The organism is Agromyces sp. Root81 (genome assembly GCF_001429165.1).
In the GTDB taxonomy this organism is placed as follows: Bacteria; Actinomycetota; Actinomycetes; order Actinomycetales; family Microbacteriaceae; genus Agromyces.
This window is the reverse complement of sequence record NZ_LMIR01000002.1, coordinates 1,533,061-1,553,611: the sequence shown is the minus strand read 5'-3', so window position 1 is coordinate 1,553,611 and position 20,551 is coordinate 1,533,061. Positions and strand designations below refer to the sequence as shown.

Sequence of the window (20,551 nt, the reverse complement as noted above, 5' to 3'; positions counted from 1 at the left end):
AGGATGTACGAGCGGGTCATCCTTCGCCCGATGCACGGCGCGCCGCCCCGCCCCGAAAGTGGAGGTATGACTCCGGACCTCGGCCTCACACTGGCCGCCCTCGCCCTCGTCGACAGCCTGAGCATCGGGACCCTGCTCATCCCGCTGTTCTTCCTCGTCGCCCCCGGACGCGTGCGCACCGGACGAGTCCTGCTCTACCTGGCCACGATCGCGGTGTTCTACTTCCTCGTCGGCCTGGCTCTCACCGCGGGCGCCGATGCCCTGCTCAGCGGGTTCTCCGAACTGCTCCGCTCCCCGGCCGCTCGCTGGACCCAGCTCGTCCTCGGCGCCGGGCTCCTGATCGGGAGCTTCTGGATCGACCGGAAGAGGCCGGAGAGCGAGGAACGCCCGCCCAATCGGCTCGCCCTGCTTCGCGACCGCGCGATGGGCGACGGCGCACCGACCCTCGTGGTCGCCCTCGCCCTCGGTGCGGGACTCGTGGAGTTGGCGACGATGCTCCCCTATCTCGGCGCGGTGGGAATGATCACGGCAGCCGGATTGCCACCGCAAGTGTGGGCAGGGGTGCTTGCCATCTACTGTCTCGTCATGATCGTCCCGGCACTCGTGCTGCTCACGGCCAGAGTCGTCGCCCGACGGCTCGTCGAGCCGCCGCTCGCCAAGCTCGCCGCCTGGCTCGAGAAGAACTCGGCAGAGAACACCGCGTGGATCGTCGGAATCGTCGGCTTCCTTCTCGCCCGGGACGCCGCATCCGCCCTCGAGCTGTTCCCCTAGGCCGGCCAGCGCTCGGCACCTGGCCGCTCGAGGAGTACATGCGCCGCGTCATCCGCGAAATGTTCGATGCTGGTGCGGCCATCGGGAGTCGACCACGACCCACCGACACCGCAATGGGGAGTCCTCCACCCCCTCCTGGCCGAGCCCCCTCCACCGCGCACCTAGGCTTGGCCATCGAAGGGGGAACATTGACTGACGATTCCCGGGGCGAAGAGCCTCAGCAGACCATTCCCGAGACGGCCGCGGCGGAGGCTCCGCCGCAGACGGCACCGAGCGAGGCGCCGATCGTCCCGGCGGCACCGGCCATCCCGGCGGACATGCCGGCACCGGCCATCCCGGCGGCCGTCCCGGCGGCCGTCCCGGCGGACATGCCGGCACCGGCCATCCCGGCGGACATGCCGGCACCGGCCATCCCGGCGGCCGTCCCGGCGGACATGCCGGCACCGGCCGCACCGATGTACGCCCCGGCCGCGGTGCAGGCCCCGGCCGCGCCTCCGCGGAAGGGCCTCGGCACCGGTGCCATAATCGGCATCGTCGCGGGCGGCCTCGCGCTGCTCATCGCCCTGATCATCGGCGGCGTGTTCGCGGTCGGCGCAGCGGTCGGCGCGGTCGGCGGCGGAGCCGGCAACGTCGAGGAGACGGCTGAGGCCTACCTCACCGCCATCGCCGACGCCGACGCCGAGACGGCGGTCTCGTTCCTCGAGGCGACGGCGTCCGGCCCGTTGCTGACGGACGAGGCCCTCGCGGTCTCGCAGAAGCTCGCCCCGCTCACCGACATCGTGATCGGCGAACCCGACGTCACCGGCGACTGGGGCACGGTGCCCGTCACGTACTCGATCGGAGACACCGCCGTGTCGACCGAACTCTCGGTCTACCGCCACTCCGACGAGTGGAAGATCTCGGGCGGCACCGGACAGCTGAGCGTCTACCACCTCGACGGTCTCGAGCCGACCATCAACGGGATCCCGGTCAGCGGCGAGTACGTCGATGCGCTCCCCGGCGCCTACGAGTACGGCGTCGCTGTCGACGGGTTCGCCATCGAGGGCGATGCCGTCGTGCTGATGACCTCGCCGAGCGAGTACCCCGACACGAGCGGCATGGACGCCGCGCTCACGACCGAGGCCGCGGACGCGTTCCGGCAGGCCGTCTCTGCCTCGGTCGACGCCTGCATCGCAACGACGACCCTCGAGGCCGGCTGCGGGCTGGCGATCCCTGCGACGCTGAGCGACGGAACCCAGCTCACGGATGGCACGATCACCCGTTCGCTGCCCGCCGAGACGCGCGCCGAGATCGGCGCGTTCGATCCCGAGCTCGACTACGACGTGCCCACCCTGGTGAAGGGCGGCTACCTCGGCTCCGTCGAAGTCACCGCGGAGTGCACGAAGGACGGCTCCACCGGTACCTGCTCGGTGCTGTTCGCCCCGTCGCTCGGCACGCCGTCGATGAACCTCGCCGAGGACGACGCCGTCGTCGAGTGGGACTGACCTGCTGACGCATTGACGCACCACGCGCCGACGAGCAGGGCGGCACCCACGACGAATTGCGCCCAGTGGAACCCCGGCGTCGAGCGCTCGGGCTGTGGTGCCCGACACCGCTCAGGCGTGCGCGGCGGGCGCGGCGAAGACGTTGAGCACGATCACGCCGGCGATGATCAGCCCGATGCCGAAGAGCTTCGGCATCGTGAGGCTCTCACCGAGGAACAGCACGCCGATCGTCGCGATCACCGCGGTGCCGACCCCCGACCAGATCGCGTAGACCATGCCGATCTCGAGCTCGCGCACCGCTTGGGCGAGCATCGCGAACGACACCCCGTAGGCGGCGAGCACGCCCACCGTCCACCAGAGCTTCGTGAAGCCCTCGGTCTTGCCGATGAAGCTCGTCGCCGCGACCTCGAAGACGATCGCGAGCATGAGGAACAGCCAGGCCATGGATGGATTTCCGTTTCTCGTGACGGGAGTGGCGGCATCCGACACTAGTGCAGGTCGATGACGACCCGCTCGGTAGGGTGGTGGAACTGCGCGGGCCGTGACCATTCGACATGCCCGGATCGCCTCGAAAGGCAGACGAACGGCTGTGAACGGACCCTCGCGAACCGATGCGGACTCGCCCCTGCTCCGGCCGCCGCCCGGCGTCGACGGGTACGCCGCGTTCGCCCGGGCCCTTGCGGGACTCCGCCTCCATCAGGGCGCGCCGAGCTATGCCGAGCTGACCCGACGCGTCGCGGAGATCCGCGAGCGGAGCGGATCGGGTTCCGCTCCCGGTCGCGTGACGGTGTACGACTGCTTCCGGCCCGATCGCCGACGGATCGACGCCGAGCTCGTCGGCGACATCGTGCTCGCGCTGGGCGTGCCGGTCGGCCCCGCCGAGGCCTGGCGGCGCCTCGCCCTCCGGCTGACGGGAGCCACCCTCGGCGACCACGTCGTCGTCACGGAGTTGGGCGCCGACCGCACGGCGCACTCGACCTCCTCGACCCCGTCGCCATCGACCCCTGCCGTCGTCCCCGGCACGGTGCTCCTCATCACCGGGCTGCCCGGAGTCGGCAAGAGCATGCTCGCCCGGCGACTCGCCGAGGGTGAACGTACGGCCGGCCGGGTCGACTTCGCCCTCCGAATCGAACTGCGCGGCTATGACAGCGTGCAGTCGCCGGTGGCTTCCGAAGAGGCGCTGCGCGGGGTCGCACGCGCCCTCGGCGCACGCACCGAGCACCGTGCTGGGGCAGAGATCCTCCGGCGGCGCATCGCGGAGGCGTGCGCCCGCCGCCCGACGCTCCTGCTCTTCGAAGACGCGGCAGCCGTGGCCGCGGTGGCACCGCTCCTGATCGGGGCCCCCGGCGCGCGCATCATCGTCACCTCGCGCGCGATGCTCGAAGACCTCGAGGCCGAGATCGATCGCGGGCGCGGGGAGTCCGCGGAGCGGGCACCGGCTCCTCGCGTGCGGCGGGTCGTCGTCGAGCCGCTCACCGCCGACCAGGCGATCGCCGCCCTCGGCCGGGAGCTCGGCGATCGCATCACACCGGACACCGCCGACGCGGTCTCCCGGCTGGCGCGGGCGTCAGGCGGGATCCGTCTCGATCTCTCCGTCATCGCACGATTCGCGCGCGACAATCCGGGCTGGAGCCTCGACGATGTCGCCGAACGGTTCGAGAGCGGCGACGCCGACGAACGCGTGCGCCCCTTCCTCCGCTCGACCGTCGCCACCCTCGACGACGACGCGATGTCGCTCTTCCGGTCGCTCGGGCAGCTTTCGGCGCCGATCGACCGCGCCATCGTCGCCGATCTCGCACCCGGCGCCGCCTCCGGCATCCGCCGTCTCACCTCGCTGCACCTCGTGGAGTCCGAGGCGGGCCTCATCAACATGCACGACACGGTGCGGGCGTTCGCCCGGCGTCTCGCGCTCGACGCCGACCCGCTCTCGGTGCGCCGGGAGTTCGGCCGCACGTTCGTGCGCCTCGTCGCCGATCACTCGCGGCTCGACCGGGTCGGGGTGGGGCAACTCCATGCTGCGGCCCTGCTCGCCGACGAGCTCGGACTCCGCGGCGAACTCGTCGGCCTCGCTCACCGCTTCGCCGAGCCGCTCGGCGACGCCGGGTACTGGGCCGAGGCCCACGACCTGCTGGTGCGAGCGGATGCCTCGGCCGAACCCGGTGAGCGCGGCGACATCGCCGAGCTGCTCGCCCGTGCCTCCGAGCGCCTCGGCGACGTCGACGCCGCCCTCGCGGCACTGCACCGGGCCGAACGCACCGGCACCGAGGCGATGCCCGGGCGACGCTGGAACATCATCGGCAACGTGCAGCGCATGCTCGGCCGCTACGACCTCGCCGAGGAGGCGTATCGCACCGCCCGCAGGCGCGCGTCGGAGTTCGACAACGGCATCACCGAGGGGCGGGCGGTCGGCAACCTTGCCGACCTCTCGCGCCTCCGCGGTCGGTCGGCCGAGGCCGCCGCCGGGTACGAGCAGGCCTGGCGCATCAGCGAAGCGTCCGGTGACGAGGTCAACCTCGCGATCATCCGCTCGAACCGCGCGATGTTCCGCGGAGCGATCGGCCGCACCGCCGACGCCCTCGACGACATCGACGAGCTCATCCGGAACGGCACGACGGGGTTCTCGGCCTCGTACCTCAGGGTCGTGCGAGCCGGCATCCTCGTCGCAGCGGACGACATCGCCGGAGCCGCGGCGACCATCGCGGAGTGCCGCGCCATGCTCGACGGCTCGGAGGGCATCGAGGTCGAGCCCGAGCTCGACGTGCTCGACGCCCACGTGCAGCTCGCCCGCGGTCGGTTCGACGACGCGATCGCGAAGGGCGAGGCGGCACTCCGCGAGGCCAGGGAGGTCGGCTGGCCGCTGGTCGAGGCCGACGCCCTGAACACGCTCGCCGAGATCGGCGTGGCTGCGGGCGACCTCACCATCGCCGGCGAGCGGGCGGATGCCGCGCTGGCGGTCGCCTCGGCCATCGGCGACCCCCTGGAGCAGGCACGGGCCCTCGCGGTGCACTCGATCCTGCTGGAAGCGGGCGGCGACCGCCCAGCCGCCGATGCCGCCGCCCGGCACTCGCTCGACCTCGTGGAGTCGATCGGCCACGTGCGCGTCGCAGCACTCCGCGAACGCGTCGCCCAGCTCGGCTGACGGTCGGTCGAGCCGGTTCGGCCCGTTCGGGGTCGTTCGGGAAACTGCCGAACACCTCGCCGCCCGCCGCAGGATGGGTCCGCCGCGACCGCGGCAGTGTGCAGAGGAGAGAGACACGAATGGCGACCAAGCCGAACCTGGTGGCGCTTGCCGCAGCCGGTGCTGCAGTGACGATGATGCTGAGCGGATGCTCGAGCGCGGGCCCCGAGACGAAGAAGGTCGGCGAGTCGGCGACGTTCGACATCGCCGTCGGCGAGTCGAAGCTGCCGGTCGAGGTCGCGGTGACCTCGCTCGAGGAGGCGCCGGCCGAGCTCGCTGAGGCCTACGCCGACGGCGACGAGGTCTGGTTCGCCGACATCGACTTCCGCTACACGGGCGACGCGGTCGACGACCCCGCGACCCTCAACATCCTCTTCTCCGGCATCTACGCGGAGCTCGCGAACGGCGACTACCTCGACACCACCTTCATCGGCATGGAGGAGTGCGGCGGCGCGGCGGGCGGCAGCCCGACCGAGATCGTCGAGGCGCTCGCGTCGGGCGAGACGGTCTCGGGATGCTTCCCGCTCTCCTCCGACGGCGACAACGGCGTGACCGGGGTCTACGTCGGCTCCTCGAACTTCGACGGAGGTGTGGTGTGGCGTCCGTAGAGCCGACCGAACCGCAGGACGTGGCCGGACCGCACGCCGAGGATGACGACGAGCGCGAGACGCCGTGGGGCTGGTTCGGCGGCGGCGCGATCGCCCTCGCGATCGCCGTCGCGTGCTTCACCCCGCTCTGGGACGAAGTCGCCGACGGCTCCTCTGGCCGCCGCGCCGGATTCGCCGCGCTGCTCGGCTCGATCGGGCCCTCCGGCGTGGCCGGCATCGCCCTCGTGGTCGCGATCGTGTTCGTCGCGCTCGGCGTGCGCGAGATGCGTTCGCAGCGCCGTTAGCGGCGCTCAGCCCACGCGGAGTGTCGCGAGGATGGCGGCCGAGACCTCGTCGCGATCGCGATCGGGCTCGAACACGAGCCACTCGAGCCCCGACATGAGCACCGCTCCGAAGACGCCCGACGCCATGATGCCGCTGCGGCCGGCCGCGGCATCCGTCTCGTCGATCGCCTCGGCGAACACGGCGAGCGCATCGTGCCGGAGCGCGAACAGGGTCTGCTGCCAGGCCCGGTCGGTGCGGAAGATCTCCGACGCCATGAGCTTCGCGAGCGGCGCGTTCTCGGCGATGACGTCGAGCAGCCGGATCACGAGCGCGTCGACCGCGTCCCATCCGCGCAGCTCGCCCTTCGCGCTGCGGAGGGAGTCGGCGAGCGCGCCGACCCCCTCCTGCAGCAGGGCCTCGAAGAGCTGGTCCTTCGAGGTGAAGTTGTAGTACAGGCTGCCCTTGGCGACGCCGGCGAGCTCGGCGACCTCGTCCATCGTCGTGCCGGTGATGCCCTTCGTGGCCGCCAGCTCGAGCGCGGCGTCGAGGATGGCGCGCTTCGTGGTGTTCGCGCGGGCCATGGTGTCTCCTCTTCGATCGCTCGAGCCGGGGGCCCGGCTCAGATCGCCAGTTCGGGGTGCAGGCGGCTGACGCTCCACATGCGCTGCTTGCCGGCGCTCCAGGCGCTGATCGCGAGCGAACCCACGAGGATGCCGGCCATCACGAGCACTGAAAGCCACAGTCTAGAGTCCACGCCGCCGGTGATGAGCTCGCGCAGGCCGCTCACCACGTAGGACGCCGGCATGTACGGATGCAGCATCTGGAAGAACTGCGGCGTGGTCTCGACGGGGTAGGTGCCGCCCGAGGAACTGAGCTGCAGCATGAGCAGCACCAGGCTCACGACCCGGCCCGCCGCGGTGCCGAGCACGATGATGAACATCTGCTGCAGGGCGAGGAACGCGAGGGTCACGAGGTAGATGAACGCCGAGGTCGCGAGCCAGTAGGCCGGTTCGAGCCCGATGCCGTAGACCAGCACGAGCATCATGATCACGACCTGGCCGAGGCCGATGGCCATCGCGGGCAGGAAGCCGGTCATCACGGCGCGCAGGCCCGTTGCCGAGGCGGCGAGCGCCCGGGTCGGCAGTGCGCGCAGGATCAGCCAGGTGATGAGGCCGCCGACGAAGGTGGCGAGGGCGATGAAGAACGGCGCGAAGCCCTCGCCGAAGCTCTTCGACTGGTTCTGCCAGCTCTGGTCGAGCTGCACGGGCGCGGCCATCACGCCGGACCTCGTCTCGATGTCGTCGTCGCTGAGCTGCGGTGCAGCTTCAGCCCCCTCGCCGAGCTTCTCGGCGAGCGTGCCCGCGCCGTCGGCGAGCTGCGTCGCCCCCGAGGCGAGCTGCGTACCGCCGTCGGCGAGTCGACCGGTGCCGTCCACGAGATCGCCGGTCCCGGCGCTCAGGCTCGCGGCGCCGCTCGCGATCGTGTGGGCTCCGGATGCCGCTTCGCCCGACTTGGCCGAGAGCGTCGACGCACCGTCGCGCACCTGGGCGGCGCCCGCGGCGAGTTGGGCCGCCGGCGCCGCCCCCGCGGAGAGTCCGGCGGAGAGCTGGTCGACGGCGCCGGCGTACTGGCTGCTCAGCCCTGCGTACCCCTGCACCGTCGGCAGTGCCGTCTGGGCCGCGCCGTCGACGCCGTCGGCGATCGCCTGGATCTCGGCGAGGCGGGCGGGCACGTCGACCGTTGCGCCCTGCTCCCCCGCGAGGTCGGCTTCGAGGCTCGCGATCTTCGCGGAGAGCAGCGCGGTGCCCTGCGTGAGCTCGCCGGTCTTCGCGGCGATCCCGGCCGCACCGTCGGCGAGACCGTGTGCCTTCTGCGCGAGCACCGCCGAGCCGCCTGCGGCGTCGTTCACCTTGGCGGAGAGTTCGGTCGCGCCATCCGCCACCTGGGTCGCGCCGCCCGAGAGCGTGCCGGCGCCGGCGGCGAGCTGGTCGAGGCCGCCGGCGAGGGTGCCCGTGCCGTCGGCGAGCTGCGCGGCGCCGGCGTCGAGGGCGTTCGCGCCGCTCGCGAGGTCGCCGAGGCCGACGACGAGCCGGCCCGCGCCGTCGTTCGCGGTCGCGATGCCGTCGGCGAGGGTGGTCGCGCCGTCAGCGGCGGAACGGATGCCGTCGCCGGCGTCGTTCAGGCCGACGAGCATCGCGTCGGCGGTCTGCTGGCCGACCTGCTCTGCGACGGTGTCGCGCAGCTGGACCATGGCCTGCTGGCCGAGCGTCGAGGCGAGGAAGCTGTTGGAGTCGTTGTAGTCGACCTCGACCGTCGCCGGCTTCGGGTCGTCGGTGCCGACGGAGACGGCGCTGGCCGAGAAGTCGCTCGGGATCGTGACGGCGAAGTAGTAGTCGCCGTCGGTCACGCCGGCGGTGGCGTCCGCGGCATCCGTCACCTGCCAGTCGAGGTCGTTCCGGCCGGTGAGCTCGGCGACGAGGTCGTCGCCCGCGTTGAGCTTCTCACCGCCCACGCTGGCCCCGGCGTCCTCGTTGACGAGGGCGACGGGCAGGTTCTTGAGCTCGTCGGTCGGCGCCCAGAACGCCCAGAGATAGAGGGCGCCGTAGATGAGCGGGATGAAGAGCAGCACGACGAGCGCGATCTTGGGCAGCACGCCCTTGCGGAAGCGGCGGAGCTCCGTGCCGGAGGAGAGGAAGGCGAACATCAGGCGTGCTCCAGGATGAGGTCGATGGCGTCGGGGTCGGCGGTCGCCGGCGCCTCGGGCGCGGTTGCGGTGAGGTCGAAGGTGAGGGGTGCGATGCCGAGCTCGGTCCAGAGCGCGGTGTCGGGCGCGGCGGCGGATGCCACGACGGCGGTGCCCGAGCGGACGATCGCGTCGAGTCGCCGCCAGAGGGTCAGGCGGGCCGAGGGCGCCTGCAACTGCTCGATCTGATCGAAGAAGAGCACCTCGGGCTCGCTCATCATCGCGAGCGCGATGCGCAGCAGCACCGTCTGCACCTCGTCGAGGTCCCAGATGACGGTGTCGGCCGACGGCAGCGGCACCTCGCCGAAGACGGGGGCGAGCACCCGGCGCAGCTCGGCGTCGTCGGTGCGGCGCACGACGGCCCACCAGGGCGCGAGCCAGGCGGCTCGCTCGCGGATGGCCGCACCGACGGTCACCGACTCCTCGAGGGTGTCGATGCCCTGGAACCCGGCGATCGCGGTCGCGCGCTGCACCGGGCGGGCGCGACGGGGCAGCTCGTGGCCGAGCACCTCCGCGGTGCCGCTCGAGGGCTTCATGCGCCCCGCGAGCGTGAGCAGCAGGCACGTGCGCCCGCTGCCGGCCGGGCCGTGGAGCACGGTGAGGCCGCGGTCGGCGACCACGTTCACGGGGCCGTAGACGGGGCCGCGCTTGGACTGGAGGGCGAGTTCGTGCGCCCGCACGATGATCGACACGATGCATCCTTCTCGATTTGTACTGACCAGTCAGTTTAGATCGAAGAATGCGATTCGGCAAGCCGGCGACCCCGACCGCCTCGCGCCTGGCGCTTCGCCCGGACGCCGGGGCCGGGGCCGGGGCTACTCGAGCTCGCGCAATCGCGCCGCCACGCCGCCGCCCTGGTTGGTGCGCCGCTCGGAGCCGACGGCGATCGCGAGCAGCACCGCTCCCGCCGTCGCGAGCGTGATCCACCACGGCATCGCCCCGACGGCGCGGTCGACCTGCGCGGAGAAGACCACGACGTTCTCGACCGGCAGCACCGCGAGCCCGAGCAGGAACGGGGCCGCGAGCTTGCGCGACGAACCCACGAGGATCGCGACGAGGGCCAGCGCGATCACGAGGATCGGCCGGTACAGCTGCGGGTCCGTGCCGGTCGCGAGCACCGACGGCAGGAAGGTGAGCACGATGCCGGGCGCGAGCAGGCGCCAGCTGCCCTCGAAGCCGATCGGCCACGAGTTCAGCGACGGACGCGTCGGAGCCGCGACCGCTGGCCGCCGCATCGCGATGAGGCCCGCCGCCAGCACTGCGAGCCCGAGCGGCAGCGAGAACACCTCGACGCGGAGGTCGCGCTCGCTCCATCCGGTGACGCCCGTCACCCAGGCGAGCCCGTAGGTGAACCAGAACGGCGGCAGCACCGGCCGGGCGCGGCGCGCGAGCGCCACCGTGACGAGGGCGAGCGCGAGGAGCAGCGCCATGAGCACCCACAGCGTCCAGATCGCGAACCACTCGCGCCGGACCGCCGTGATCGGCCCGGCGACCAGGAATACGAGCGCCGGCGCGAGGAGCCACCGCGTCTCGCGCAGCCAGACGTCGAGCGGGGTCACCGCCGCCGGCGGCTTCGCCGCCCCGTCGTGCAGTCGCCGCACCGAGGCGATCGCGAGCAGCACGCCGACGACGGTGATGCCGAGCACCGGCAGCATGACGAGGTCGGGATCGGCGATGGCGACCACGTCACGCTCGAGTCCCCACCGCATCGCCTGGATCGGCGCGGCGGCCGCGGCGACGAGCGCCCCCGCGAGCACGGGGGTGCGAAGCATCCGCGTGTCGGAGCCGGCAGGCAATCCGGTCAGCACCCGCCCGGAGACGAGCAGGGCGACGGATGCCGCGAGGAGCGCCGCCGTGCGCCACGGGAACGCCCCCGACTCCGACCCCCAGGCGGCGAGCAGCACGAGCGACGGCACGAGCGCGCACGCGAGCCCGGTCGCCGCGAGGGCGAGCCCTCGTCGCCCGCGAGCGACGAGGATCGCGCCGACGACGATCGCGGCGATCGCGGGCGGCAGCGTGTACGGTTCGACGACCTCGACGCCGAGCATCGCCCACACGCACCAGAGCGCTCCGGTCCAGCTCGCCGCGGCGAGCCACCAGCCGTACCGGCGGCCGGCGACGATCCGGGTCGCCGCGAAGCCGAGGCCGAGCACCACGAGCACGGCCATCGCCGTGCCGAGCCCTGCTGCGTCGCGCACGAGGGCGAGCAGCACCGCGATCGCCGCGGTCACGAGCGAGGAGATCTCGATCCAGAGGCGCACGGATGTCGCGGTGCCGTCGTCGTGGCCATGGCGCACGAGGGCCGCTTCGATCGCCTTCGTCGCGGGCAGCACGACGGCCACGATCGCGGCGATGACCGGCAGCACGACCGGGGAGCCGCTGACCGCGAGGAACTGCGAGCCGAGGCAGACGGCGACGACCGCGAGCGACGGCACGAGCATCGCGGCGGCCGCCGAGCGCACGAGCCGGTTCAGGCCCGGTCGGCGGGTGAGCACGAGCGCGAGTGCGAGCAGGAACGTGACCGCGGTCGACAGCGCCGTCCACCCGTTCGGCTCCCGCAGCACGGTTGCGACGCCGATCAGGAACGGCACCGCGGTGACGACGAGGATCGCGTACCAGGAGCGGGCGTCCACGCGTCGCACGAGGGTCGCCGCGAGCGCGCAGAGGGCAGCGGCGGTCGTCGTGAGGCAGAGCACGGCGATCGTCACGACGCCGAGGCGATCGAGCGCCGTCGCGAAGACGACGAGGGCGTACGCGTAGGCCGCGCCGACGTGCACCACCCGGGCGCCCGGCGTGAACGGGCGGGCGACGACGAGCACCGCGGCGACGATGACGACGCCGACCGGCACCGTGACGTTCGGGTCGACCCAGCTGAGGAGGGCGGCGCTGAGGAGCGCGACGTGCGCCAACGCGATGAAGGGCGCGCGAAGGCTGAGGCGGGTCCTGCTGAACCTCGACCGGGGAACGATCACCGCGGCGGTCGCGAGCACCGCCACCGCGATGCCGACGACGGCCCCGGCGAGCGGCGTGAACGCGGGCCATCCGACGAACGCCGCGATGCCGAGCGCACCGAGCCAGAGGGCGAGCACGAGCACGCCGACCGAGAAGCCCGTGCGGTGCGCAGCGGGCTCGGCTCGCCGCGCGAGTGCGGCGAGCACGGCCGTGCCGAGGGCGGCGGCGAGGAGTCCGAGCACGGCCGCGAGCACCTCATCGGCCCACGAGACGCCCCGCCCGAGTCCCACCCCGCGGACGGGTGCGAGACCGTCACCGCCGACCGACAGCACCACGGACGTGAAGGTCGCGAGCGCGAACATCACGGCGGGCAGCGCCACCGCGAGGCCGACGGCCAGTGCACCGCCCTGCACCTCGCGGGCGCGCACGACGCCGCCGAGCCGGATGGCACCGGACGCCCCGATCGCCACAGCTCCCGCGAGCGGCATGAGCGTCGTCTGCCACGCCGGGTCGAGGTTCACCGGGGCGAGCGACAGCACGACGAGTGCCGACGCGCCGAGGGCCCCCGCGATGCCGCTCCAGCTCCGCGGCATCCCATCGCGGGTCGCCACGGCGGCGAGGGCGGCCAGCAGCGCGAGGATCGCGGCCCGCACGAGCATCGGACTCTGCAGGTCCGCTGCCGGGAGGAACACCAGTTGCACGATCACCACGGCCGTCGCGACCAGTTGCACGACGGTGAGCGTCGCGCGATCGGTGCGGAGCTCCGCGCCGAATCGCGGCACGGCGACGCGCACGAGCTGCTGCGCGCCGAGGGCGACGCCGATCACGCCGAGATGGCCCCACGCCGTGCCCCACCCGCCGGCGGCGTAGCCGAGGAACGCGGGCACGAGAGCGAGGCCGACGAGCGCGGTCCACCACCAGGTGCGGATGCGCGCGCGCCAGGCGACCGCGAGCATCGCGGTGGCCGCGATGGCGGTGCCGAGGGCCGCGAACGCCCAACCGCTCACTGCGGCCGGCGCGAGTTCGGAGAAGGCCCACACGTCGAGGGCCAGGAAGACCATGCCGAGCGCGCCGATCGCCTCGGCCGAGAACTGCACCCCGCGCCGGCGGAGCATCCAGGCGGTCGCGAGGAAGACCGCGGTCACGACGGCGATCACCGTCGTGCGCATGGCGAACCCGATATCGGGGTTCAGGAAGGTGAAGACGATCGCGGCGACCGCGAAGAGGCCGGCCCCGGCGACGGCGAGCACCGATTGCACGCTGACCTGCGAGGTCGAGGTCGAAGACGAAGACGAAGACGAAGACGAAGACGAAGGCGAAGGCGTGGCACCGGCCTCCACGGCTGGCACCGGCGCCGAGGCGGCGACGTCAGTGGCGGGCGGGGCGACGGAAGCTGCGGCGGGCGAGGCTTCCGCCCGCGCCTGCTGCCGGCCGGCGGGTGCCGCGGTGCGATCGGCCCACGACGCGGTCGGCAGCGCCGCGATGAGTCGCGTGCGCTCGCGCACGGCCTCGGCGGCGCGCTGCGACGCCTCCCACAGCTCGCTTCCGCCGGCGCCGCGCAGGTCGGCGCCGCACGCCCGGCAGATCGCACTGTCGCGGAGTTGCGCGTCGCACCGCGGACAGTGCGTCGAGGCGAGCAGATATCGTGCGGCCTGCTCGTTCCATGCGCTCACCATTGGCGCAGTCTATTCACGCCGAGCGCTGCATGCCCGAGATCGGCGCGGCCCTGTGCACCAGCGGCACCCGCTGCGAGGAGTGCCCGGCAGCGGGCCCTCCGCCGCGCGAGCCTACGGGGCCTCGTCGCGCGCCCGCGGCGGCACCCCGCCCCATGGCAGCGACGGCGCCCCGCCGACCTCGACCTCGACACCGAGGAGGGCGCCGTCGGCGTCGGCCGGATGCGCCAGCCCCACGCTCGCCGTCGTGATCACGAGCAGGCGGTCGACGAGCGCGACGGCCGTGGGCCGCTTCGACGGGAGCTCGATCGTCTCGAGGAGCACGCCGTGCGGCGAGTAGCGGCGCACCTCGGCGGCATCCCAGACCGCGACCCAGAGCATGCCCTCGAGGTCGATCGTCATGCCGTCGGGGTTGCCGCCCTCGACCCTGCACACCGTGCGCCGGTTGCCGAGCCGGCCGTCGGGCGCGACATCGAAGGCCTCGATGCTGCGGTGCGGAAGCGTGTCGATGTAGTACAGCGTCTCGCCCGTGCGATCGAAGGCGAGGCCGTTGGAGACGGTCACGGCGCCCAGCCGCTCGGTCGCCACGCCGTCGGGGTCGATGCTCCACAGCGCGCAGTGCGGCGCCCGGGGCATCGACTGGTTGCCCACCCAGAATCGGCCCGACGGGTCGCATCCGCCGTCGTTCATGTAGCTGTCGGCCGCTGCGACGTCCGTGGCGATCGAGGAGACGGCACCGTCGTCGCCCACGTGAACGACACCGCGATCGACGGCCACGGCCCAGCCCGCACCCGGCTCGGCGAGCGGCACGGGCGCGCCGATCTGCTTGCCGACCGTCACGGCCGACCCCGGCACGACCATTCCCCCTTCGAGCCGCCCGCGATGGAACGAGCCGGTCGCCATGTCGATCCAGGCGAGGCCGCCGTCGCGGCCGTCCCAGCGGGGCGACTCGGCCTGGACGTACCGCTCAGCGGAGATGATCTCGACGGTTCGTAAGGGTGTGGAGCGCGACATCCGTGTCATCCTTCGGTGGTGGAGGTACCCGATATGTGGCAGGCTATCTCACAATATGAATGTCAGTTGCGAGACTGGCAGAAGCAACGACGCTGAAAGAGGAACTGGCCGATGGCCCCGAAGCTCCACGGCTTGATGCCGATTCTTGCCACCCCGTTCGACGAATCAGGCGCCCTCGACCGCGCCGGCCTGCGACGCCTGGTCGAGTTCCAGCTCGCCTCCCGCGTCGACGGCGTGGCCGTCTTCGGCATGGCGAGCGAGGGCTTCGCGCTCACCGCTGCCGAACGACGCACCATCCTCTCCGATGTCGTCGAGCTCGTCGACGGACGCGTGCCCGTCATCGCGGGCGTCAACGGCACCTCGACGGCGACCTCGATCGAGCAGGCGCTCATCGCCCAGGAGGGCGGCGCCGACGCCCTCATGGTGCTGCCGCCGTTCATGGTGAAGCCGCCCGCTGCGAGCCTCGTCGACTTCTACGGCGAGGTCGCCGCGGCCACGTCCCTCTCGGTCATGGTGCAGGACGCCCCTGGCGTCACCGGTGTCGCCATGCCGCCGACGCTCATCGCCGAACTCGCCCGCCTCGACGGCGTCGACTCGGTGAAGATCGAGGCACCGCCGACCGCTCCGAAGGTCGGCGCGGTCGTCGAGGCGATCGGCGACGACGACTTCGCGGTGCTCGGCGGCCAGAACGCGCAGTTCTGCCTGGAGGAATACGCACGAGGCGCCGTCGGCACGATGCCGGCCTGCGAGTTCGCCGACCTGCTCGCGCCGGTGCTCGAGCAGTTCGTCGCCGGGCGCGTCGAGGAGGCGCGGGCCGGGTTCCGACGTATGCTCCCCCTCGTGCTGGTGGGTCTGCAGGGCGGCATCGCGTGGGCGGTGCACAAGGAGGTGCTCGTGGCGCGCGGCATCATCGACCACGCCACCGTGCGGTACCCGGCCGCTCGCCTCGACGCCGGCAGCCGCGCCGCCGTCGACCTCGTCATCGAGGAACTCGAGCTCCCGCCGCTGCCGACCGCGGTGCGTGTGTGACCCGTCGCGGCGTACTGCTGATCGGCGGCGGCTCCGACATCGGACTCGCGATCGCCCGGGCCTTCGCCGAGCAGGGCGACGCCGTCGTCGGAGTCGGGCTCGAGGCATCCGCCGACCCCGTCTTCGAGCGGTACCTCGTCGCCGACTGCAGCCGAGCGGATGCCGCGGGCCAGGCCGTCGCCGACGCCGAGCAGGCGCTCGGCCGGCTCGACGTCGTGGTGCTGGCCGCCGCTCGGATGCCGATCGGCCGGGCCGAGGCCACGAGCGACGACGACTGGCGCGGCGCCCTCGGGGCGACCCTCGACTCCGCCTTCTTCGTGTCGCGAGCGGCACTGCCGCGACTCGCACCCGGCTCATCGATCATCGCGGTCACGTCGGTCAACGCCTCCCTGGCCGCGCCGGCCCTGCCGGCCTACGCTGCGGCGAAGGCCGGCGTCGAGGGCCTCGTGCGGCAGCTGGCCCTCGACTACGGCCCGCGCGGGATCCGGGTCAACGCCGTGGCGCCCGGGAGCATCTCGGCGACCGAGACCGGCGAGAGCGAGGGCTACCCCCTCGGCCGGATCGGCCGCCCCGAGGAGGTCGCCTCCGTCGTCGCGTTCCTCGGCTCGGACGCCGCGTCGTTCGTCACGGGCACGACGATCCCCGTCGACGGCGGCCTGTCGATGGCCTCCCCCGCCGCCTGGGTGAAGCCCGCGCTGCGCGAACGCTGGCTCTGAGCCGCAGTCATCCGCCGGCCGGTGCTCACCGCACTCGGCCGGCGGGCATGCGCCGTCAGTTCCCGACGCGGACGAACTGCGCAGCGCTGACGCGGTGGAAGGCGGCGCTGCGCACCTCCAGGCGCACCACGCCGGCGGCGCCGGCGGCGTACCTGAACGTGCCGAGCGAGCGCCAGGCCGCCGCCCCCTCGGTCTGATTCACGACGACCTCGGTGCTGCCGCCCTCATGCTCGACGATGTAGGCGGCCGAGGTCGTGGTCGTCGGATTCGTCGGGTACCAGACTGAGACCCGATACTCGCCCGGCTCGGGCAGGGTCACCGTCCAGGTCACGGTGCTGCCCACGGAGTCGACGTCGCTGTAGCGCGTCCGAGTGCCGTTCCAGCCGGTCAGCCCGCTCGGGTACCACAGCCCGGTCTCGAGATAGCCGGGCCACGGCGACTGGGTGTGGGCGATCACTCCCTCGTCGGCGACCCGCACCAGCACGCCGCGGCGGAGCGTCCCGTCGAGCCGCGCCTCGAACCGCGTCGACGACCCAGGGGTCACGGTCGATCCGGCCGTCACCGTCCACGTGTGGGTGAGATCGGACCGCGGCGGCACCTCGATCACGGCATCCTTCCGGTCGACGCTCCACCCCGCGATGCCGAAGAGGGCCAGCGTGCCCCGCAGCGGGGTGACGCCGGTGTTGATCACCAGGGCGGTCAGTCGCGCGGTCGCGCCGGGTCCGCTGATGATGGCGGTGTCGGTGGAGAGCGACACCAGTCGGCGACTGTCGATCACGTCGATCGCCGCCGGTCGCAGGGCCACCGGATCGCTCCCGGCGGCTGCCAACGATGCCTCGACCCGGACCTCGCCGAGCGCGGCGCCCGGCGCGATGATCGCCGCCGAGTCCACCCGGGCGGATCCCTTCGCGGGAACGAAGACGGTCGGGGCGGCGCCGTCGAGCTGCCACCCGTCGGGCAGGGTCAGGGCCACGTCGCCGGTGATCGGCTCTTCGGTCGCATTGCGCACCTCGATGACGAGCGGCACCCGGTCGCCGGCCGTGCCGGTGGCCTGGGCGATCACGTCTCCGGCCACTCCGGGATCGGCGCCGCTGATGCGGCCCGGCAGGCGCAGGGTGACCTCCTCGGTCGTCATCGCACCGACGGTGATCGTGTAGCTGAACGTCTCGGCCAGCGAGTCGACGGCGATCGTCCACTCGTACGGGTAACCCTTCTGCGGCGCCTGCTTCTCCGACCCGTCGCCGATCCGATAGGCGAGGGTGGCCGGCTCCTCCGTGTCGATCTGCACGTAGGCGTCGTAGCCTGCACCGTCGGGTCGCACGAGGAGCACCCCTCGGGCGAGGCCGTAGTCGGTGCCCGGATCGGTGTCGACCTCGTGGAAGCTGTCGGGGCCGTGATCGACGATGTCGTCGAACGGCTGCGCCGGTCGCTCCACCGTCACCCCGCGCACGACCAGCCCGACCAGCCCGTGTCCGGGCACGCGGACCGTGATCCGGCCGCCGTCGGCCGCCTGGGACGAACGACTGCCGTCGGCGGCCACCACCTCGACGGCGGGCGCATCGCCGCGCGTCAGTCCCGTCAGCTCACCGGTGAGGTCGACGACCACGGACTGGGCGTCGGCCGAGGAGTTCGTCAGGCTGACGTAGAGGGCGTCGTTGCCGACACCGCCCAGCCAGTTGACCAACGGATTGTCGAGGGAGACGAGGCCGGCCGGGAAGTAGGGCCACACGCCGTCCTCGCCGTAGAAGGCGCCGGGAGCGTGGCCGTAGGCGAAGTACTTGAAGTAGGCGAAGTCGGCCTCGAACACGTGCGGGAAGTCGATGTTGCCCGAGCTGCGGTAGAAGCTCTCGCTGATCAGGTAGTCCATCGCGAGGCCGAGCTGGGCGGGCGCGTGGTGGAAGTAGTACCCGGTGATCCCGACCGGACCGCTGGTGGCGAAGTCGGGCTTCATCTGGGCCACCTGGAACTGGCGGCTGTAGTAGCCGGGATAGGTGGTGAACCGGCCGATCACCATGTTGTGCGCGATGTCGGCCAGCATCGGGTCGCCGGTGTGATGCGCCAGGCGCAGCAGTGCTCCGGCCCAGCACGGGTTGAAGACGTAGCCGCCGCCCGGATCGGTGAGCGAGCTGACACCGAGCTTGAACGACGACAGGGCCTCGAAGGTGAGGCCGGTGGCGGAGACGTACCAGGCGGGCACGGTCTCCGACGCGACCTCCGTCGTCGGATAGGACGGCAGCGAGGATCGCGACTCCCAGTCGTACTGCTGCTCGATCACGTGGCCCTCCGGCACGGTGACCGTCTGGTCCGGCACCGGCCGGACCGCGGTCTGCGTGATGAACCGCTGCGCCTCCCGGTAGGCCCCGTCGAGGAACTCGGCGTCCCCTGTCAGCTCGAACATCACGAGCAGGTCGACCCAGTACTTGGAGAAGCTGTAGGCGAATCCACCCGGCGGCTGCCCGTTGCCGCGGTACGGCGTGATGATCTCCTCCTGCACGTAGCGCTTGGCGATCAGGGTCGCCTCCGCCAGGTAGGCCGGATCGCCGGTGACCTGGTAGGTGGCCAGTGCGGTCGCGAACGGCGCCCGGCTCTGCCCGACGACCCCCGCCTTGGTGGCCTGCATCGCGAGCCGCTGGATTCCCGCATTGCGCCCGTGGGTGAGTTGCGAGAGCGCCGTCAGGTTCACGGCGTCCGTGGGGATCCGGCCGATCCGGTACTGCGTCTTGTCGTTGTAGACCGAGCCGCCGATCACCGGCGAGTGGCCGATGCCCTTGCGCGACAGCTGGTACTCGATCGCCGGCCTTGCGCGCCGATCGTAGAGGGTGCCACCGGCGGTGTCGGTCAGATAGTGCGCGGAGAGCAGCACACCGCTGGCCGCGGTGCGGACCGCGTCCTCGTTCTCCACGTCGACGAACCCCTTCGCGCGGTTCCACCAGCCGGAGTAGGAGGGGATGTAGTCGACCGAGTCGTCGCCGTCGGGCTCGATGGCGATGAGCTCCGTCATGGCGTGGACGGCGTCGGTCAGCGATCGGTCGTAGACGTTGTGCCGATAGGCCTTCAGGCCGTACTCACCGCGGCACAGCTGAGTGTAGGTGTCGTAGAGGCTGCCGGCGCGAGCCGCCAGGCCGAAGGCGAAGCCGCGTCGTTCACCGGCCGCCATGGCGGTTCGGAGACCCGGTTGCGGTGCGTAGATGGACGGCACGACGTCGAGGCTGTCGTTGCGCAGGCTCATCCCGTACGGCTGCCGATCGGACATCAGCTGCCGCTCGTGGACGAACTCGGCGACCTCGGCGGGCAGGTACACCCCCGAGGTGACGGCGACGTCGGCGACCGCGTACTGGGTCAGCGCCATGGGGGCGAACAGCTCCCACGCGCCGAGGGGGGCCGAGCCGTCGACCACGGTGAGCGCGTGCTGGTACGACCCGCAGAGCACCTCGTCGAGGTCGTCGAGCTGCTTGACGTCCTGGCTCTGGTAGCCGACGAGGTAGTCGCCGGCCTTCTTGGCCTTCAGCACGTAGTGCGCCTCGGGATGATCGCCGTCGAGCCGCCAGTTGACGACGAGCTCGACGTCATCGGTGCTGGTGCGCAGCTCGATCACCTGGCCGCTGAGGCGTCGATACGAGGTGAAGCCCAGCCAGGCCGGCTGCAGCGGCCCGTAGAGTTCCGGGGCGCTGCCGGAGGGCAGCGTGCCGGCCAGCACGACCCATTGCTCGTCGAAGCGGCGCTCGGGGTCGGTCAGCGACAGCCAGCCGCCGTCGTGCTTGATCTCGAGATCGCGGACGATCGTCTCGCCGCCGTCCCATCTGGCCTGGAAGAAGGTCATCCGGTGGTTGCGTCCCACCAGCCGCGCAACGCAGGTCAGTGACAGGTTCGGCTTGTCCAAGCGGCGCAGGGCGTCGGCATACGCACCGTTCACGCCGCTGAACCCGGGGTCCGCCGCGGCGGCTTCGGGGTTGGCCCCCAGGACGGCCGGGAGCACGCCCGCGGCAAGCAGGAGTTGGAGCGCTGAACGCCGGCTCCACAGCGCTGATCCGTCGTTGGTCTCTGGCTTCTGCGTTGAATCCATGATGCATATGATGCATGCGATATGCGACAGTGTCAATGGCCATGCGGCCAGCGGCG

General features: G+C 72.2%; 14 protein-coding genes. 7 read left to right on the top strand and 7 right to left on the bottom strand.

What is annotated here, in order from left to right:
- The first annotated feature begins 66 nt into the window (after positions 1-66).
- Together ASE14_RS12410 and ASE14_RS12400 are read left to right on the top strand one after the other, a co-directional pair.
- Positions 67-771, top strand: a complete 705-nt coding sequence (locus ASE14_RS12410) for a GAP family protein (RefSeq protein ID WP_056654908.1) — start codon at positions 67-69, stop codon at positions 769-771.
- A 188-nt stretch (positions 772-959) separates the two neighbouring features.
- Positions 960-2,255 carry a hypothetical protein gene (locus tag ASE14_RS12400; RefSeq protein WP_157372964.1) on the top strand — a complete coding sequence of 432 codons (1,296 nt, stop codon included), beginning with the start codon at positions 960-962 and terminating at the stop codon, positions 2,253-2,255.
- Positions 2,256-2,366: 111 nt separating this feature from the next.
- Here the strand turns inward: ASE14_RS12400 and ASE14_RS12395 are convergent, their stop codons facing one another.
- Positions 2,367-2,699, bottom strand: coding sequence for a multidrug efflux SMR transporter (locus tag ASE14_RS12395; protein ID WP_056654902.1), 333 nt, complete (start codon positions 2,697-2,699; stop codon positions 2,367-2,369).
- 145 nt (positions 2,700-2,844) lie between these two features.
- Here ASE14_RS12395 and ASE14_RS12390 point away from each other — a divergent pair, with 145 nt between their 5' ends.
- The 3 genes from ASE14_RS12390 (at position 2,845) to ASE14_RS12380 (ending at position 6,325) form a co-directional block, all read left to right on the top strand.
- Entirely contained in the window at positions 2,845-5,394 is a 2,550-nt protein-coding gene (locus ASE14_RS12390) for an AAA family ATPase (protein ID WP_056654900.1), read from the top strand.
- Positions 5,395-5,513: 119 nt separating this feature from the next.
- Complete coding sequence (locus ASE14_RS12385; RefSeq protein ID WP_056654898.1) at positions 5,514-6,041, top strand: hypothetical protein; 528 nt, start codon at positions 5,514-5,516, stop codon at positions 6,039-6,041.
- The gene (locus ASE14_RS12380; RefSeq protein WP_056654896.1) at positions 6,029-6,325 is read left to right on the top strand and encodes a hypothetical protein; all 297 of its coding nucleotides are present in this window, start codon (positions 6,029-6,031) and stop codon (positions 6,323-6,325) included. Before ASE14_RS12385 ends, ASE14_RS12380 begins: the two co-directional genes overlap by 13 nt.
- A gap of 6 nt (positions 6,326-6,331) precedes the next feature.
- Here the strand turns inward: ASE14_RS12380 and ASE14_RS12375 are convergent, their stop codons facing one another.
- The 5 genes from ASE14_RS12375 to ASE14_RS12355 all read right to left on the bottom strand — a co-directional run bounded on the left by ASE14_RS12375 (position 6,332) and on the right by ASE14_RS12355 (position 14,687).
- Entirely contained in the window at positions 6,332-6,886 is a 555-nt protein-coding gene (locus ASE14_RS12375; protein ID WP_056654894.1) for a TetR/AcrR family transcriptional regulator, read from the bottom strand.
- Between the two features lie 38 nt (positions 6,887-6,924).
- Entirely contained in the window at positions 6,925-9,009 is a 2,085-nt protein-coding gene (locus ASE14_RS12370; RefSeq protein ID WP_056654892.1) for a YhgE/Pip family protein, read from the bottom strand.
- Positions 9,009-9,740 (bottom strand): ATP-binding cassette domain-containing protein, encoded by a 732-nt coding sequence (locus ASE14_RS12365; RefSeq protein WP_056654890.1) that lies wholly within the window; start codon positions 9,738-9,740, stop codon positions 9,009-9,011. Before ASE14_RS12365 ends, ASE14_RS12370 begins: the two co-directional genes overlap by 1 nt.
- A gap of 123 nt (positions 9,741-9,863) precedes the next feature.
- Positions 9,864-13,676, bottom strand: coding sequence for an SCO7613 C-terminal domain-containing membrane protein (locus ASE14_RS12360; protein WP_056654888.1), 3,813 nt, complete (start codon positions 13,674-13,676; stop codon positions 9,864-9,866).
- A 111-nt stretch (positions 13,677-13,787) separates the two neighbouring features.
- Entirely contained in the window at positions 13,788-14,687 is a 900-nt protein-coding gene (locus ASE14_RS12355) for an SMP-30/gluconolactonase/LRE family protein (protein WP_056654886.1), read from the bottom strand.
- A gap of 111 nt (positions 14,688-14,798) precedes the next feature.
- Here ASE14_RS12355 and ASE14_RS12350 point away from each other — a divergent pair, with 111 nt between their 5' ends.
- Both ASE14_RS12350 and ASE14_RS12345 read left to right on the top strand, forming a co-directional pair.
- Positions 14,799-15,716: a dihydrodipicolinate synthase family protein gene (locus tag ASE14_RS12350; protein ID WP_056654884.1), complete on the top strand. Its 918-nt coding sequence runs from the start codon at positions 14,799-14,801 to the stop codon at positions 15,714-15,716.
- The gene (locus ASE14_RS12345) at positions 15,713-16,432 is read left to right on the top strand and encodes an SDR family NAD(P)-dependent oxidoreductase (RefSeq protein WP_056654882.1); all 720 of its coding nucleotides are present in this window, start codon (positions 15,713-15,715) and stop codon (positions 16,430-16,432) included. Before ASE14_RS12350 ends, ASE14_RS12345 begins: the two co-directional genes overlap by 4 nt.
- Positions 16,433-16,487: 55 nt before the next feature.
- Here ASE14_RS12345 and ASE14_RS12340 read toward each other — a convergent pair whose 3' ends face one another.
- Positions 16,488-20,495, bottom strand: coding sequence for a hypothetical protein (locus ASE14_RS12340; RefSeq protein WP_056654881.1), 4,008 nt, complete (start codon positions 20,493-20,495; stop codon positions 16,488-16,490).
- Positions 20,496-20,551: the final 56 nt, after the last annotated feature.